General features: G+C 73.1%; 14 protein-coding genes. 6 read left to right on the forward strand and 8 right to left on the reverse strand.

Features of this window, described 5'->3' with window-relative positions; genetic code table 11:
* The first annotated feature begins 325 nt into the window (after positions 1-325).
* Positions 326-1,714, forward strand: coding sequence for an alpha-amylase family protein (locus tag E1265_RS21660; RefSeq protein ID WP_132932429.1), 1,389 nt, complete (start codon positions 326-328; stop codon positions 1,712-1,714).
* Between the two features lie 8 nt (positions 1,715-1,722).
* Here the strand turns inward: E1265_RS21660 and E1265_RS21665 are convergent, their stop codons facing one another.
* The 5 genes from E1265_RS21665 to glnII form a co-directional block, all read right to left on the reverse strand.
* Positions 1,723-2,547, reverse strand: a complete 825-nt coding sequence (locus E1265_RS21665; protein ID WP_132932431.1) for a hypothetical protein — start codon at positions 2,545-2,547, stop codon at positions 1,723-1,725.
* 52 nt (positions 2,548-2,599) lie between these two features.
* Positions 2,600-4,528 (reverse strand): hypothetical protein, encoded by a 1,929-nt coding sequence (locus E1265_RS21670; RefSeq protein WP_132932433.1) that lies wholly within the window; start codon positions 4,526-4,528, stop codon positions 2,600-2,602.
* 66 nt (positions 4,529-4,594) lie between these two features.
* Positions 4,595-5,239, reverse strand: coding sequence for a response regulator transcription factor (locus E1265_RS21675; protein WP_132932435.1), 645 nt, complete (start codon positions 5,237-5,239; stop codon positions 4,595-4,597).
* 66 nt (positions 5,240-5,305) lie between these two features.
* A complete protein-coding gene (locus E1265_RS21680; RefSeq protein ID WP_132932437.1) occupies positions 5,306-6,580 on the reverse strand; it encodes a sensor histidine kinase in 1,275 nt (424 codons plus the stop codon).
* 253 nt (positions 6,581-6,833) lie between these two features.
* A complete protein-coding gene (gene glnII, locus E1265_RS21685) occupies positions 6,834-7,856 on the reverse strand; it encodes a glutamine synthetase (protein ID WP_132932439.1) in 1,023 nt (340 codons plus the stop codon).
* Between the two features lie 184 nt (positions 7,857-8,040).
* Here glnII and E1265_RS21690 point away from each other — a divergent pair, with 184 nt between their 5' ends.
* Positions 8,041-8,940, forward strand: coding sequence for a Gfo/Idh/MocA family oxidoreductase (locus E1265_RS21690; RefSeq protein ID WP_132932441.1), 900 nt, complete (start codon positions 8,041-8,043; stop codon positions 8,938-8,940).
* A 21-nt stretch (positions 8,941-8,961) separates the two neighbouring features.
* Here E1265_RS21690 and E1265_RS21695 read toward each other — a convergent pair whose 3' ends face one another.
* The 3 genes from E1265_RS21695 to E1265_RS21705 all read right to left on the reverse strand — a co-directional run bounded on the left by E1265_RS21695 (position 8,962) and on the right by E1265_RS21705 (position 11,248).
* Positions 8,962-9,951, reverse strand: a complete 990-nt coding sequence (locus E1265_RS21695) for a helix-turn-helix domain-containing GNAT family N-acetyltransferase (RefSeq protein ID WP_132932442.1) — start codon at positions 9,949-9,951, stop codon at positions 8,962-8,964.
* Positions 9,952-10,064: 113 nt separating this feature from the next.
* Entirely contained in the window at positions 10,065-10,463 is a 399-nt protein-coding gene (locus E1265_RS21700; RefSeq protein WP_132932444.1) for a DUF2795 domain-containing protein, read from the reverse strand.
* A gap of 218 nt (positions 10,464-10,681) precedes the next feature.
* Entirely contained in the window at positions 10,682-11,248 is a 567-nt protein-coding gene (locus tag E1265_RS21705) for a hypothetical protein (RefSeq protein ID WP_132932446.1), read from the reverse strand.
* 129 nt (positions 11,249-11,377) lie between these two features.
* Here E1265_RS21705 and E1265_RS21710 point away from each other — a divergent pair, with 129 nt between their 5' ends.
* The 4 genes from E1265_RS21710 to E1265_RS21725 all read left to right on the forward strand — a co-directional run.
* Positions 11,378-11,848: an SPW repeat protein gene (locus E1265_RS21710; protein ID WP_132932448.1), complete on the forward strand. Its 471-nt coding sequence runs from the start codon at positions 11,378-11,380 to the stop codon at positions 11,846-11,848.
* Between the two features lie 143 nt (positions 11,849-11,991).
* Positions 11,992-13,443, forward strand: a complete 1,452-nt coding sequence (locus E1265_RS21715; protein ID WP_132932449.1) for a hypothetical protein — start codon at positions 11,992-11,994, stop codon at positions 13,441-13,443.
* Positions 13,440-14,513: a MoxR family ATPase gene (locus E1265_RS21720; protein ID WP_132932451.1), complete on the forward strand. Its 1,074-nt coding sequence runs from the start codon at positions 13,440-13,442 to the stop codon at positions 14,511-14,513. Before E1265_RS21715 ends, E1265_RS21720 begins: the two co-directional genes overlap by 4 nt.
* The coding region (locus tag E1265_RS21725; protein WP_132932453.1) for a hypothetical protein at positions 14,513-14,700 on the forward strand (188 nt) is incomplete at its 3' end. The genes E1265_RS21720 and E1265_RS21725, both read left to right, overlap by 1 nt.

The following is a 14,700-nucleotide window of genomic DNA, read 5'->3' on the forward strand; positions in this document are numbered from 1 at the left end:
GTGGTCGGCCCGGGCGCCGCCAAGGCATCCGCATCCCCCGGTCGGCCGGGCGCGTGGGGCCGGTGGGCCCTCGACCGACCGGGGGGCTGCTACGCAAGCTAGCACTCCGAAATCCCTTGCGAAAGAGCTTGCGCGGGAGTCGAGTTGAAGCGCCCCCCGGTTTCCGGGGTGCGACGGCGAGGTTACATCGCATCGTGCGCGAGCCCTTGACCGTGCAGGCCCCCGCCCTTACGGTCTGACCGCAAGCTCTTGCGGCTTTTGCATCTTCTTACGGCTTCTTGCAGGCATGGCGCGTTGCCCGCCCACTCCACCTCAAGGAGGCGTCATGCGCACCAGACGACTCGTCAACTCGGCGCTGGCCGGCCTGTTGGCCGTCGCCGGCTCCGTGGTCTCGCTCACCGCCGCGTCCCCGGCCCAGGCCGTGCCGCCCGGCTCCCGGGACGTCACCGCGGTCCTGTTCAACTGGAACTTCGACTCCATCGCCCGCGAGTGCGCCCAGCGCCTGGGCCCAGCCGGCTACGGCTACGTCCAGGTCTCCCCACCCCAGGAACAGATCCAGGGCGGCCAGTGGTGGACCGCCTACCAGCCCGTCAGCTACCGCATCCAGAGCCGCCTCGGTAACCGCGCCCAGTTCGAGAACATGGTCGACACCTGCGCCGCGGCCGGCGTCGGCGTCGTCGTCGACACCGTCATCAACCACATGACGGCTGGCAGCGGCACCGGCACCGGCGGCTCGACCTACACCAAGTACGACTACCCGGCCGCCCCCTACAGCGACTGGGACTTCAACGGCTGCCGGCAGAACATCAGCGACTACACCAACCGCGGCAACGTCCAGAGCTGCGAGCTCGTCGGCCTCGCCGACCTCAACACCGGCAAGGACTACGTCCGTCAGCGCATCGCCGACTACATGAACGACCTGCTGTCGCTCGGCGTCGCCGGCTTTCGCGTCGACGCCGCCAAGCACATGCCGGCCGCCGACCTGGCCGCCATCCGCGCGCTGCTCGACGACCCCAACGTCTACTGGAAGCAGGAGGTCATCTACGGCGCGGGCGAGGCCGTCCAGCCCAGCGAGTACCTGGGCAACGGCGACGTCCAGGAGTTCCGCTACGGCCGCGACCTCAAGCGCGTCTTCGAGAACGAGAACCTCGCCTACCTACGCAACTTCGGCGAGGGCTGGGGCTATCTGCCGGACGGTCCCGCGGCGGTCTTCGTCGACAACCACGACACCGAGCGCAACGGCTCCACCCTCAACTACCGCTCCGGGGCCAACTACACGCTGGCCAACGTCTTCATGCTGGCCTGGCCCTACGGCTCGCCCGACGTCCACTCCGGCTACGAGTTCTCCGACTACGACGCGGGCCCGCCCAACAACGGCCACGTGAACGCCTGCTGGCAGGACGGCTGGAAGTGCCAGCACGCCTGGCCGGAGATCGAGTCCATGGTGGCGTTCCGCAACGCGACCAACGGCCAGCCGGTCACCGACTGGTGGGACAACGGAAACGACGCGATCGCCTTCGGCCGGGGCGACCGTGGCTTCGTCGCCATCAACCACGAGGGCTCGGCCCTGACCCGCACCTACCAGACGTCGCTCGTCCCCGGCACCTACTGCGACGTCCAGACCGGCAACCAGGTCACGGTGAACGGCTCCCGCCAGTTCACCGCGACCCTGGGGAGCAACACCGCGCTCGCGCTGCAACCCACCTGTGGTTGACCGGTCCGCTACTCGACCGGGCTGAGCATGCCGGACAGGATCACCGCGCCCTCGCCGAAGCGTTCGGCGAGGGCCGCCTCCAGGACCGGGGTGACGACCGAGACGCTGGCCGTGACCGCGTTGCGGTTGTCCTCGACACCGGCCGATTCGATCTCGGGGAACTCCGTCACCAGGTCCTCCTGGATCGCCATGAGTTCCGCGTAGCCCCGCTCCGCGGTCGTCAGGCACAGCGGGCCGTCCCACAGCTCGCTCAGCCGCTCCTCGTAGGTGGCGGGGTCGTCGGTGAACTGGACGGTGACGATGGTGGTGTCGGCCCGCTCGTCGACCCAGCCGCCGGCGTAGGTGTCGAAGGCCGAGGCGGCGGCGATCACCTCACCCGCGCCCTCCTCCGCCAGGGTCCTTTCCACCGGCTCCCAACCGCCCTCCGGCTCGGGGCAGGGCGTCTGGAACGTGTCCTCGGGGGCCGGCGTCGGGCTGGGCGCGGCGGGCGGCTCGGTGAGCGTGAACCGCTCGCCGTCCCAGGTGCCGACCACATCGAAGCTGCCCCAGGTGGTGCCGGACGCGGACTCCGCGTCGAGGCCCGCCCAGTCCCAGCCGACCACCTCGACGCCGCCCGAGCACTGCGGCGGCAGCGACTCCAGCAGCCCCCAGCACAGTTGCGGCCCCTGGTCGGGGCTCTGCAACACGGTGACCGCGGTGCCCTGGTAAACCTGAGGCTCGTTCGACCGGGTCAGCGAGCCGAGCGGCTCCTCCGGCTCCTCCGTGCCGCAGCCGACCAGCACGAGCAGGGAGACGACGGCCAGCGACCCCGGGTACTTCAGCGCTTTCTTCATGCCCTTCCGATGCGCCGCCCGCCGGAACGGTTCCGTCCGCCCACCCGAGCGGTCAGGAACCGAGCATTCGCAGCTCGTCGCCGCTCGGCAGGCGGGCGGTGAGGACGGCGCGGGCACCCTCCTCGGCCGGCAGGGTCAGGGTGCGGCCCGTGCCCTCGCCGCTGACGGCGCCGTCGGCCACGATCCCCGTGACGCCCTCGCTCGCGGCCGCCACCAGGTGCCAGTCGTCCGCCGGGGAGTGCCACAACACGCCGCTGAGCACCTCGGGTTGCCGCTCGCCGCAGGACGCGCTGTCCTCCGCGCTCGCCGTGACGGACGCCGGCTCGGCGGCCCGCTCGGCCGGCGGCATGAAGAAGGCGAGCGACCTGCTGCCGGTGCCCCGCCAGGTGTCGGCCCGCAGGCAGACCCAGTCGGCGGTGCCGCCGCCGTCCGGCAGCGACTGCTCGGCGAAGTGCCACGCGTTGAGTGACCGCACCCCGGCGCCGCCCACCAGCGGCAACTGGCAGGCCATCCGCGCCCACTGGGCCCGCGCGTCCGCCGATCCCGTCCAGTTGTGCGGCTCGCCGGGCGCGCCGCCGGTCAACACCGCTGGGGCCAACTCGCCCAGGTCCGCCATGAGGTAAGGCTCTGCCACCCCGCGCGGCGTGACCGCGAGCGCGCTGAACGAGGCGCACTGGCCCGGCTGTTGCCCGGAGCCGCCGGAGGCCGAGCGCAGCGCGCCCGTGACGCCGTCCTCGTCGACGGCCAGCTCCTCGGTCGTGCCCGACGGGTCCAGCAGGTCAACGGTGCCGACCTCGGTGATCCAGGGGGCGAGCAGGTAGCGGACGTTGCCGTCGCCGCGGCCGACCACCACGGCGGCCGACGAGACCAGGTCGGCGCCGTCCACCCGGGCGAAGTCGAGCACCACGTGACCGCCGTCGGCGCCCACCCGCTCGGCGTACCGGACCAGGCGCAGCCCGTCGTGGAGCAGCACCACCGAGGTGCCGCCCGTCTCGCCCGCGTACAGCAGCTGGGCGGGGCCCGGCGCGGGCCCGGTCTGGGTGCCGGGGGTCGCGGTGACCTCGACGTCCTCGCCGGGCCTCGCCCACACCGCGAGCGCCCTGCGCAGCAACCCGGTGTCGTCCACGGCCCCGCCGCGCGCCGGCCACACCGAGAAGTCGAGCCGCGCCGAGCGCTGCCAGGTGTCGGCCGGGATGCGCCGCAGCGCCTGCGGGTCGAGCGCGGACTCGGCCGCCTCGTTGCGGCTGTAGCTGGGGGCGGCGGCGCCGTCCGGACCCCAGCCTTCCGGCAGCAGGGTGAGGCCGCCGGCCACCAGGAGGGCCAGCGCCGCGCCGCCGAAGAGCGCGCCCTTGGCGAGTCGGCGGCGGCGCAGCAGGTCGGTGGGCCTGGCCTGGAGGAAGCAGGGGTCGGCGGGCTCGACCGAGGCGGCCAGGCCGGCCGCGTCCTCGACGGCGGCCGTGCACTCCTCGTCGGGGACGCCGGCGGCGGCCAGCAGGCGGCGGGTGGCCTGCTCGTCGAGGCCGTCGACGCGGCGCAGCGCGTAGGCGGCGCGGCCGGCCGGGGCGAGTTCGGCGAGCCGCTGGTCGAGGGCGACATCCTGTGGCCCGCCGGCGCTCGGGAGCAGCCGCAGCCCGAGCACCTGGGGCAGCGCCCAGGGCGGGCGCGGCAGCCGGCGCCTGGCCCGGGCCGCGTCGAGCGCGGCCCGCAGCACCTGCAGCCGCAGATAGGCGTAGCCGGCGTCCGTGCCGGCGCGCTGGGCCGGCAGCGCCGGCGGCGTGTCCCGCTCCGACGAGCCACGGGGGAGGGCGCGTTGGGCGATGGCGTGCGCGGTGAGCACCCGGCGCTGCTGGCCGAGGGTGCCCGGCAGCACGAGGAAGCCGAGCCGCACGAGGCGCGGATAGTGCTCGACCAGCGCCGCTTCGGCGCGGTCGAGGCCGACCGGCTCGGCGGTGGTGTCGGTGGGTGCGTCGGGGGAGGTCACATCGCTGTGGGACACACCGGTGGAACGAGCGGCCCGCGCGGCTGGTTACGCGGCGCGGTCGGCCGGTCAGCGTTCGAGATAGGCGAGGACCGCCAGCACACGGCGGTTGTCGTCGTCGGACGGCGGCAGCCCGAGCTTGGCGAAGATGTTGGAGGTGTGCTTGGCGACAGCACGCTCGGTGACGACCAGGCGCTCCGCGATGGCCGCGTTGGAACGGCCCTGCGCCATGAGCTCCATGACCTCCAGCTCGCGCGGGGTCAGCTTCTCCAGCGGGGAGTTCTGGGTGCGGCGGGCCAACAGCTGCTGGATCACCTGCGGGTCCATCGCGGTGCCGCCGCCCGCGACCCGGCGGACGGCGTCCACGAACTGCTCGGCGTCGAAGACCCGGTCCTTCAGCAGGTAGCCGACGCCGCCGGTGCCGTCCGCCAACAGCTCGCGCGCGTAGAGCTGTTCGACGTGCTGGGAGAGGACGAGGACCGGCAGCCCCGGCTGTTCGCGGCGGGCCGCGAGGGCGCACTGCAGGCCCTCGTCGGTGAAGGAGGGCGGCAGCCTGACGTCCACCACCGCCACGTCGGGCCGCAGTTCGGCGAGGGCCCGGGTGAGCTCGGGGCCGTTGTCGACGGCGGCGGCGATCTCGAAGTCGTGCGCCTCCAGGAGCCGGACCAGTCCATCCCGCAACAGGAACAGGTCTTCGGCGAGGACTACGCGCACGGGGTACTCCGGGTGGGTGACGACGGTGCGGAACCCAACCCTATCCGTGCCGGGCTCGGCGGGTGCCTACTCGACCAGGGCGCAGGGGATCTCGATGGTGACCAGGGTGGGGCCGCCGGCCGGGCTGCTGAGGGCCAGGACCCCGTCGAAGGGGCCGAGGCGCCGTTCGAGACCGCGCAGCCCGGTGCCGTCCGCCAGGTCGGCGCCGCCCCTGCCGTTGTCGGTGATCGCGATCCGCAGGGTGCTCTCACGCCGGCTGTAGTAGATGTCGAGCCAGGCGTTGCTCGCGCCCGAGTGCTTGGCGGCGTTGGTCAGCACCTCGCTGATGGCGAAGTAGGCCGCGGACTCGACCGGTTCCTCGAGGCGGCCGGGCAGCTCGACGTCCACCTCGACTGGCAGCTGCATGCGCAGCGCCAGCGCGCGGGCCGCGTCGCCGAGGCCGCGCTCGGCCAGCACCGGCGGGTGGATGCCGCGCACCAGGTCACGCAGCTCGGTCAGCGCCTCGGCCGAACTGGCGCGGGCCTGGGCGAGCAGCCGCTTGGCCTGCTCCGGGTCCTTCTCGATCAGTGCCTCGACGGTCCCCAGGCTCATGCCCATGGCCACCAGCCTGGCCTGCGCGCCGTCGTGCAGGTCGCGTTCGATCCTGCGCAGCTCGGCGGCCGCGCCGTCCACCGCGTCGTGCCTGGTCTCCTTGAGCCGCTCCACCCGCTGGGCGAGCAACTGCCGCTCGGAGAGCCCGATGAAGGCCCTGGTCAGCTGGAAGTGGCCGCGGATCAGCGCGGGGTTGACGTACTGGGCGAGCAGCCCGAAGCCGAGGCCGGTGAGCGCCGCGAGCAGCGCGGTGAACCACGAGCTCACGGGCACGAAGGCGAACCAGTGGGTGCCGCCGGCCTCGACGATGGGCTGCCAGACGCCGGCGAGCAGCACCAGGCCGAAGAGGGCGTACGCGAGGAGCGTCAACGGCAGGACCGCGAGGAACAGGCCCGCGACGGCGTCGACGAGCAGCCAGCCGACCTCGCGCCAGGTGGCCGGGTCGCGCAGCATCGTCACGCAGCGCTCGACCTGCCCGGCGAGGCCGCGCCGGCCGCGGCGGGGCGAGCGGTAGCCGGAGGTGATGGTGACGCCGTACCAGTCGGCGCCCAGCCGACGCCGAAGGTTGGCGTGGCCGCGGATCGCGTCGACGACGAGCGGGGTGGTGAGGACGCCTATGCCGATGCCGACCAGCGCGACCGACACCACGAAGAGCACGAACAGCAGGACGGAGAGACCGACCGTGAGTGGGATGAGGAGCAGCCCCTGAGCGGTCGCCAGCAGGGCGTCGCGCAGCCGTCGCCTGTCCATCGTTCCTTCGCACCTCTCTTGGTCCCGTGCCGTCCTTGATCACAGTCTGCTGGTCGAGGCGTGGACGCGTCACGGGGGTGGGCCGCCCGGCACGGGGGTGTACCTGGGTACACCCGTCGGGCGGGGAGACGGCCGAGGGCGCGCCCGCCGGGTGGCGGGCGCGCCCTCGACAGCGCCGCTGGTGTCTCCCCGGGCCACGCCCGAGCTGCTGGCCGTGGGCCGGGGAGACGTCTTGGAGGTGCCCGGGACCCGGTCAGACCAGGCCGGCGGCCGCCAGCTCGGTGCAGACCGTGTCGACCAGGAGCCGGGTGACGACGTACGGGTCGCAGTTGGCGTTGGGGCGGCGGTCCTCGATGTAGCCCTTCTTGTCCCGCTCGACCTGCCACGGGATGCGGACCGAGGCGCCGCGGTTGGAGACGCCGTAGCTGTACTGGTCCCAGGGGGCCGTCTCGTGGGCGCCGGTGAGGCGGTCCTCGACGCCGACGCCGTAGTTCTTGATGTGCTCCAGCGGCTTGCCGTCCTTGCCCAGGGACTCGCAGGCCGCGATGATCGCGTCGTAGCCCTCGCGCATGGCCTTGGTGGAGAAGTTGGTGTGCGCGCCCGCGCCGTTCCAGTCGCCCTTGGCCGGCTTGGGGTCCAGGGTGGCGGAGACGCCGAAGTCCTCGGCGGTGCGGTAGAGCAGCCAGCGCGCGATCCACAGCTGGTCGGAGACCTCGAGCGGGGAGAGCGGGCCGACCTGGAACTCCCACTGGCCCGGCATGACCTCGGCGTTGATGCCGGAGATCCCGAGGCCGGCCTTGAGGCAGTTCTCCAGGTGCGCCTCGACGACGTCACGGCCGTAGATCTCGTCCGCGCCGACGCCGCAGTAGTAGCCGCCCTGCGGGGCCGGGAAGCCGTTCTCCGGGAAGCCGAGCGGGCGGGAGCCCTTGAAGAAGGTGTACTCCTGCTCGATGCCGAAGATCGGCTCCTGGGCGGCGAACTGCTCGGCGATGGGGCGCAGCAGGGCGCGGGTGTTGGAGACGTGGGGCGCGCCGTCGGCGACGTTGTAGACCTCGTTGAGCACGAGCAGGTGGTCGCCGCCGCGGATCGGGTCCGGGTAGGTGGCGACCGGCTTGAGGACGCAGTCGGAGGCGTGGCCCTCGGCCTGGTTGGTGCTTGAGCCGTCGAAGCCCCACTCCGGCGGCTCGGCGCCGTCCGCGACGATCTTGGTCTTCGAGCGCAGCTTGGCGGTCGGCGAGGTGCCGTCGATCCAGATGTACTCGGCCTTGTAGCTCACGGTCGTGCTCCTCCGGGAGGTTCGCGGGTGCGTCACAGCGCTGCCCAAACCTTCACCACCGGCCATTTCCCGTCAGTTGCCCATCTGTTAAGGCGGTGTGAACTACGTTTCGAGCGTAACGGCGCGGCCTCGTGATCGGCGCACGGCCTACGCTTGGCCGTCGCGATCGGAAGGAAGAGACCGCATGAGAATCGGACTGCTCGGAACCGGCCCCTGGGCGCGCCTGACCCAGGGGCCAGCGCTCGTCGAGCACCCGGAGACGGAGCTGGTCGGGGTCTGGGGCCGCCGGGCCCCGGCCGCCGCCGAGCTCGCGGGCCGCCTCGGCGCCCGGGCCTACGAAAGCGCCGACGCGTTGTTCGCCGACTGCGAGGCGGTGGCGTTCGCGCTGCCGCCGGACGTGCAGGCGCCGCTCGCGGCGCGGGCCGCGGCGGCCGGCTGCCACCTGCTGCTCGACAAGCCGGTCGCCACCACGGTGGCCGGGGCCAGGGAGCTGGCGGCCGCGGTGGAGGCGGCCGGGGTGGCCTCGGTGGTGTTCTTCACGCTGCGGTTCGCGCCCGAGACGGCCGCCTGGGTGGCCGCGCAGAGCGGCGCCGACGGCTGGCTGACCGGGCGAGCCGACTGGTTCTCGCCGGTCTTCGGCGGCGCGAACACGCCCTACTCGGACTCGCTCTGGCGCATGGAGCGCGGCGCCCTGTGGGACGTCGGCCCGCACGCCCTCTCGCTGCTGCTGCCGCCGCTCGGCGACATCGTCGGCCCGGAGGGCGTGGTGGCGGCGCGCGGCCCGGGGGACATGGTGCATATGGCGCTGCGGCACGTCTCGGGCGCCTCGAGCACCATCACGGTCTCGCACACCGTGCCGCCGCAGGCCTCCGTAGTCACCGCCGAACTGCGCGGCGCCGCCGGCGTGACCACGCTGCCCGAGCGGGGCGACGGCGGTGCGGTGCGGCCCTGCCTGCGGGCCCTCGACGCGCTGGTGGAGGCGGCCCGCACGGGTCGGCCGCACCCCTGCGACGTCCGGTTCGGGCTGCGGGTCACGGAGATCCTGGCGGCCGTCGAGGAGAAGCTGCCGCCGGCGCACCGCTGACGGCACCGCCGACCACCCGCCTCAGAAGCGCAGCTCCCAGTCCTCGCCGTTGGCCGGCACGCCGAACTTCGTGTGCGGCGTGCCGGCCACCATCGTGAATCCCAGGGACCGGTAGATGCGGCGGGCGCTGGTGAGGACCTCGTTGGTCCACAGCACCATGCCGTGGTATCCGCCAGCGCGGGCGAAGTTCACCGCTTCCCTGACCAGCGCCTGCCCGATGCCGAGGCCCCGGGCGGCCGGCTCCACGAGCAGCAGCCGCAGCCGGGCCGCCGGCCGCCCGTCGAGGGTGTCGCCCTCGTCGACGCAGAACACCGAGCCCACCGGCTCCCCGGCGCGTTCGGCGATCCAGCAGGCCTGCCGGCCCTGGTCGGGCGCGGCGGCGAACCGGGCCACGCAGTCGGCGATCAGCGCCTCGAAGGCCGGGCCGAAGCCGTAGGCCTCGGCGTAGCGCACGGCGTGCCGCTCGACCACCCAACCCAGCTCGCCGGTCTTCGGCGGGCGCAGCCGGAAGCCGGTCTCGGGCGGCGCGCGGTGGCCCAGGTCGAGCAGGCGGGCCACGGTGTCGAGCGCGACCAGCAGCCGCTCCCGGTCGGCGCTCGGCAGCTTGGCGATCTGCTCGCCGATCACCTCGGATGAGCGGGCGTCGAGGAGGGCCGCCGCCTCCCGTCCCGCGGCGGTGAGGCTGATCAGCTGGCGGCGTGAGTCGGCCGGGTCGCGCTCCCTGACGAGCAGCCCGGCGGCCTCGGTCTGCGCGAGGAGGCGGCTGAGCTGCCCGGCGTCCATGTCGAGCGCGCGGCGCAGCTCGGTGGTCCTGGTGCGCTCGCCGCCGGCCAGCTCGTAGATGAGGCGGGCCTCGGGCAGCGAGTAGGGGGTGCCGGTGCGGCGCGCGTAGTCGTAGGCGCCGACCAGCCTGACGTAGTCGCGGTTGAACTCCCTGATCCGGCGCACGGCGTCGGCCGTCGACGGCTTGCCGGGCGCCCCGGCCGCCGACGCGATCGTTGACTCGGTCATTGACTCAGTCAAACGTATACGGGCGAGCGGCGTCAACGGCCGGAGCGGGCGGGGGAGGCGCGCGCACGGGAGACGGCCCGCGCCGGGGGCGCGGGCCGTCTCGGGGGTGGGCTTCAGGCGGCCGGACGGCGGCCGAGGGCCGCGGTCACCTCCTGCACGTTGGCGTAGGTCCGGTCTGTCGGCAGCCGCCGCACCGTCTCCACCAGGTCGTCCGGGGCGTGCGTCTCGGCCAGCGTGCGCAGCAGCGCCCGGCGGTCGGCCGGGAAGACGCTGCGCCGCAGATGGCGAGCCAGCTCGAAACGGAACGCCTCGTCCTCGGCCTCCCGGGGGCCGCCCGCGCTCTGCCGCGGAACGGGGCCGTCGACCAGCGCGGGGTCGTCCTCCGCGGCCGGCTCCTGATCCCGCCACTCCTCGGCCCTGGTCGGGTGGTCGGAGCGCAGCATGCCCTGGAGGTCGTGCTTCATCAGGTCGTCACGATGGACGTTGAGACGGTTGCTGCCCCGTTGCTGCATGGCTGTACCTCCTAGCCTCGGGGCGCCCCGGGTACCCAGCGGCGGGCGGCCGACACGGACCCGGTTCACGGACCTGGTTTGCCGGGGCGCGCCGGGGGCACCCGCCAGGTCCGGCGAATGAGCGGTCGCCGACGGGGGGCGAGCCCCGGGCGCGGGGCACGCGGGCCCGCCCGGGGCTTCGCCCCCCGTGCCGTGCCGCCGGTCCCGGTCGCGCGGAGCTACTTCTGGTCCTCCAACTGGAGTTCGAGGGTCAGGTCCTGGGAGCCGGCGTCCGGGCCCGCCTCCCGCACCCGCTGCACCTGGATCAGTGAATCCCGCAGGTTGGCGAGCCAGTCGTCGGTGTTCTGCGCGACGAGCCGCACGCACCAGGCCAGCGCGTCGCTGCGGCTGCGCGCGACCCCGCCGGCGATCAGCGTGTCGAGCACCATCCGCTCCGACTGCCGCAGCCGGCTCATCACCGGCGCCGACAGGTGCGTGAACATCGTCAGGTTCTCGCCGCACCGCACGCCCCAGGAAACCTGCCTGCGGAAGCGGATGTTGGCCTCCCTGGCGATCTCCACCCTGCTCATCCGGGTGCGCTCGCGGAACTCCGTCACCCGGCCCTCGATGGCCGCCCGGCGCTCGGTCTCCGTCGCGCCGGGGGGCAGCTCGGGCTCCGCTATCCGGCCGATGACGGTGATCTCCTCGCGATCGATGACGACCTCGGCGAGCTCCGTGAACCACCCCTCGGGCAGCCGTCCCGCGATCCAGCCGCGCAGCTCCTGCTGCCCCTTCTCCGTAATCATGTAATCAACATTACTCAGTCGTCCGGCCGTGTGCCAGCCCCGCGGCCGATTACCTCGAACGGACCATTAGGGGCATACTGGACATACCTCATATGGGCGGAACAGCGAGAGCGAAGGAGGCAGGTCGCGATGTCCGACGTCTCACGCCGCCACCGGGAAGACCTCGCGGGGCACCCGGACGAGATGGAAATGCGGGAGCGCTATAACCGCGTCATGGGCGGGAGCGACGTGGCGTTGGTGGACGCCCCGCTGTTCCTGGCCGGGCTCTACGCTGCCGTGTCCCCATACGTGCTGCACTTCACCGGCAGCCAGCCGTCGTTGTCCACCAACAACCTCATCATGGGCATCGCCGTGGCCGTGCTCGCGCTCGGGATCAGTCGTACCGAGAACATGCGCGGGCTCAGCCTCGCCATCGCCGGCATCGGCATTTGGCTGGCCTTTTCGCCGTGGATCGTCGGGCGCCATCCTGACGCGGGCATGATCGTCAGCAACGTCGTCGTGGGGGCCGTGATCCTCCTACTCGGCCTGGTCAGCGCCGGAGTCGGGCTCGTGAGGCGGGGACGGCGCCGACGGGAGGCGGCCGCCGCATACCAACGCTGAGGCGGCCGCGCCGGCCGGGGGCGAGGGAATCCGTCGCCCCCGGCCGGTTTCACACGGCCCTGGTAGCAGGCAAAATGGCGTGGTAACTTCACGCTTCGTTATCGGCAGGCATACCGGCTTTTTTTGGGGGATGGTCGGTGGTGATGGGGACGCCGCGGGAGCCACATCAGGAGTACCTGCGGCTCAAGGCCACATTGGTCAACGAGCTCTGCGAACTGGATTGCGTCCGGGACCCGGCGCTGCGCTTCGAGTTCGGCCAGTCCGTCGGCGAATATCTCGGCAGACACGTCGATCTGCCCGGCAGGGACGCGCGCAGCGACATGGTCGTCCTGCTGAACACCGCCTTACCCCAGCGCGACCGGGGCTTCGATGCCGTCATCTACGCGGTGGCCCTGCACAGCGGCGAGGACATCGCCGCCGAGGTCCGCGCCAGGGTCCACGGACTCGCCCCCGTGCTGCCCGACCAGGACGCCGGGGTGGCCCGCAAGCTGCTGCGCGAGGCGGCCGTCCCCCGGCCCGCGCTGCACGCCGCGCTGACCCGCGCGCTCAACCTCGACACGCCGGAACACCTCTCCGCCGCCGACCTGTTCGACCACCTGCTCGACGTCCCCGCCCAGCCTGACGGCCTGCCGCCCGCCGTGCTGCTGCTCGAGTGCGCCGCCCAACTCGCGGCCACTGCCCAGGCCACCCGGCTCCGTGACTGGTGCGAGGCGTGGGCCGGCGGCGCCGGCGCCGTCGACGCCCTGCACGAGCGCCGTCGGCGCCTGGCCGCCGACCGCACCCCGGACCACACCATCCCCAAGTGCCTGGTCGTCATGGTCGACCCGGCCGACGACGGCTCGCCCGACATCTTCGTCCGCCACTGGATCAACGAGCTCCCCGGCTACTGGGACCCGCGCTCCGGCGAGTCCGAGACCACCACGCTCGACGGCCTGGCCGGCGCCGTGGAGCGCGCCATCGGGCAGGGCGAGCGGCTCTGGGCCGACCTGCCGGAACACGACGTCGACCCGGCCTATGTCGAGTTCGTCCTGCCGTACTCCCTGCTCAACCACGACGTGGCCAGGCTCGAGATCGGCGCCGACACCGGCGACCCGCTCCCCATCGGCCCTCGCTACCTCGTCCACCTGCGCAGCCTCGAAAGGATGCGCGACCGGAACCCGATCCAGCACCGCGCCTGGCGCGCCCGCTGGAAGACGCTCAGGCAGGGCCCGGTCACCCAGGCCCACCACTGGTGGGCCGCCGACCCGGCCGAACTGCCGCGCTGGCGCCAGGCCCTCTTCCAGAACGACCGGCTGACCGCCGTCACCATGGACGCGCCGGCCACCGAGGGGCACGGCCTCGAAGCGCTCAAGGCGGCCATCGCCGAGGGCATCGGCCTCGCCCTCTGGGACCGCAGGCCCGCGTCCCACCCCAACATCCGCGAGATGATGCGCCTCCTGATCGGCTTTCCACACGCCCAACTGCCCCGCGCCGTACTGCACATGCGGATCCAGGCCGAGACGGATGTCGACGGACTTCACCAACTGGGCCGGAACATCGCGCTCTTCTGGGATGATCCCTTCCGACTCATCGACTGCGAGGAGGTCCCGGCGTGACGGAGCCAGAGGCCACGGCGGCGGACGGTACGACCGGTCCCGAGGGGCCCGACTCCTGGCGGATCTTCCACGGCACGGGCGTGCCACCCGAGGACGGCCCGGCCACCATTCCGGCGCCGCCCCCCTGGCGCGAGTTCAGCGGCGAGCCCCTGCAACCGGCGCCGCCCGAGGACGACCGGGCCGCGCGGCGCCGGCTCGGCGGCGCCACCGTCGCCAGGCCCAACCTGCGCGACGAGGAGATCGACACCGTCAACGCCGCCCTGGTGCTGCGCCGCCCCCTGCTCGTCACCGGCCCGCCCGGCGTCGGGAAGTCCACGCTCGCCTACCTCGCCGCCCGGGAGCTGGGTCTCGGCCGCGTCCTGCAGTGGAGCATCGTCAGCCGCACCACGCTGCGCGACGGCCTCTACGAGTACGACTCCATCGGCCGCGCCCAGGCCATCGCCGCCTGGCGGGCCGGCGGCCCCGCAGAGCCCGGTGGCGCCCAACCCGAAGAGCCGCCTTATCTCGGCGACTTCATCACCCTCGGCCCGCTCGGCACGGCCCTGCTCGGCTGGGAGCGCCCCCGGGTGCTGCTGATCGACGAGCTCGACAAGAGCGACATCGACCTGCCCAACGACCTGCTGCACGTCCTGGAGAACGGCAGCTACGAGATCCCCGAGCTGATCCGCGGCGCCCTGCCGGACGCCAGCGTCTTCACCGACGACCCCGAGCGGCGCGCCCGGATCGTCGGCGGCCGCGTCGAGTGCCGCGAGTTCCCCCTGGTCGTCATCACCAGCAACGGCGAGCGCGAGTTCCCGGCCGCGTTCCGCCGCCGCTGCCTCCCGCTCGAGATGCTGCCGCCGAGCCGCGAACAGCTGCTGGCCATCGTCGCCAGCCACCTGCGCCGCCGCCCCGAGGGCGTCACCGCCCTCGTCGACGACTTCGAGCGGCGCGTGCGGGACGGCGGGACCCAGTCGGTGGACCAGTTGCTGAACGCCGTTCAATTGACCACGGCCGGTGGTTTCCAGAGGGATGAGGACGGGCGTAAGCTGATCGAGATGCTCCTCCGCGACCTCGCGAAAGGCCGCTGATGAACGGCTTTCCCCGGGAGCGTGCACCCGCACACCGCGACCAGGCGCGGCAGGCCACCAACGGCGATCCCGACTGGTGGGAGATCGCCGACGCGGCCTGGCTCACGGCGACCCGGTTGGCCGCCGGGGCGGAGCCGGGCGACGACCGCCCAGCACGCCACCGGCGGGAGACCGGTCAGCCGTGGCC

This window comes from Streptomyces sp. 8K308, assembly GCF_004348315.1.
Classification (GTDB): Bacteria; Actinomycetota; Actinomycetes; order Streptomycetales; family Streptomycetaceae; genus Streptomyces.

Bases quoted from the DNA above. Each gene is read 5' to 3' on its own strand.
- E1265_RS21660 (WP_132932429.1), top strand. From the start codon at position 326: ATGCGCACCAGACGACTCGTCAACTCGGCGCTGGCCGGCCTGTTGGCC.
- E1265_RS21690 (WP_132932441.1), top strand. From the start codon at position 8,041: ATGAGAATCGGACTGCTCGGAACCGGCCCCTGGGCGCGCCTGACCCAG.
- E1265_RS21715 (WP_132932449.1), top strand. From the start codon at position 11,992: ATGGGGACGCCGCGGGAGCCACATCAGGAGTACCTGCGGCTCAAGGCC.
- E1265_RS21665 (WP_132932431.1), bottom strand. From the start codon at position 2,547: ATGAAGAAAGCGCTGAAGTACCCGGGGTCGCTGGCCGTCGTCTCCCTG.
- E1265_RS21710 (WP_132932448.1), top strand. From the start codon at position 11,378: ATGTCCGACGTCTCACGCCGCCACCGGGAAGACCTCGCGGGGCACCCG.
- E1265_RS21700 (WP_132932444.1), bottom strand. From the start codon at position 10,463: ATGCAGCAACGGGGCAGCAACCGTCTCAACGTCCATCGTGACGACCTG.
- E1265_RS21695 (WP_132932442.1), bottom strand. From the start codon at position 9,951: ATGACCGAGTCAACGATCGCGTCGGCGGCCGGGGCGCCCGGCAAGCCG.
- E1265_RS21680 (WP_132932437.1), bottom strand. From the start codon at position 6,580: ATGGACAGGCGACGGCTGCGCGACGCCCTGCTGGCGACCGCTCAGGGG.
- E1265_RS21705 (WP_132932446.1), bottom strand. From the start codon at position 11,248: ATGATTACGGAGAAGGGGCAGCAGGAGCTGCGCGGCTGGATCGCGGGA.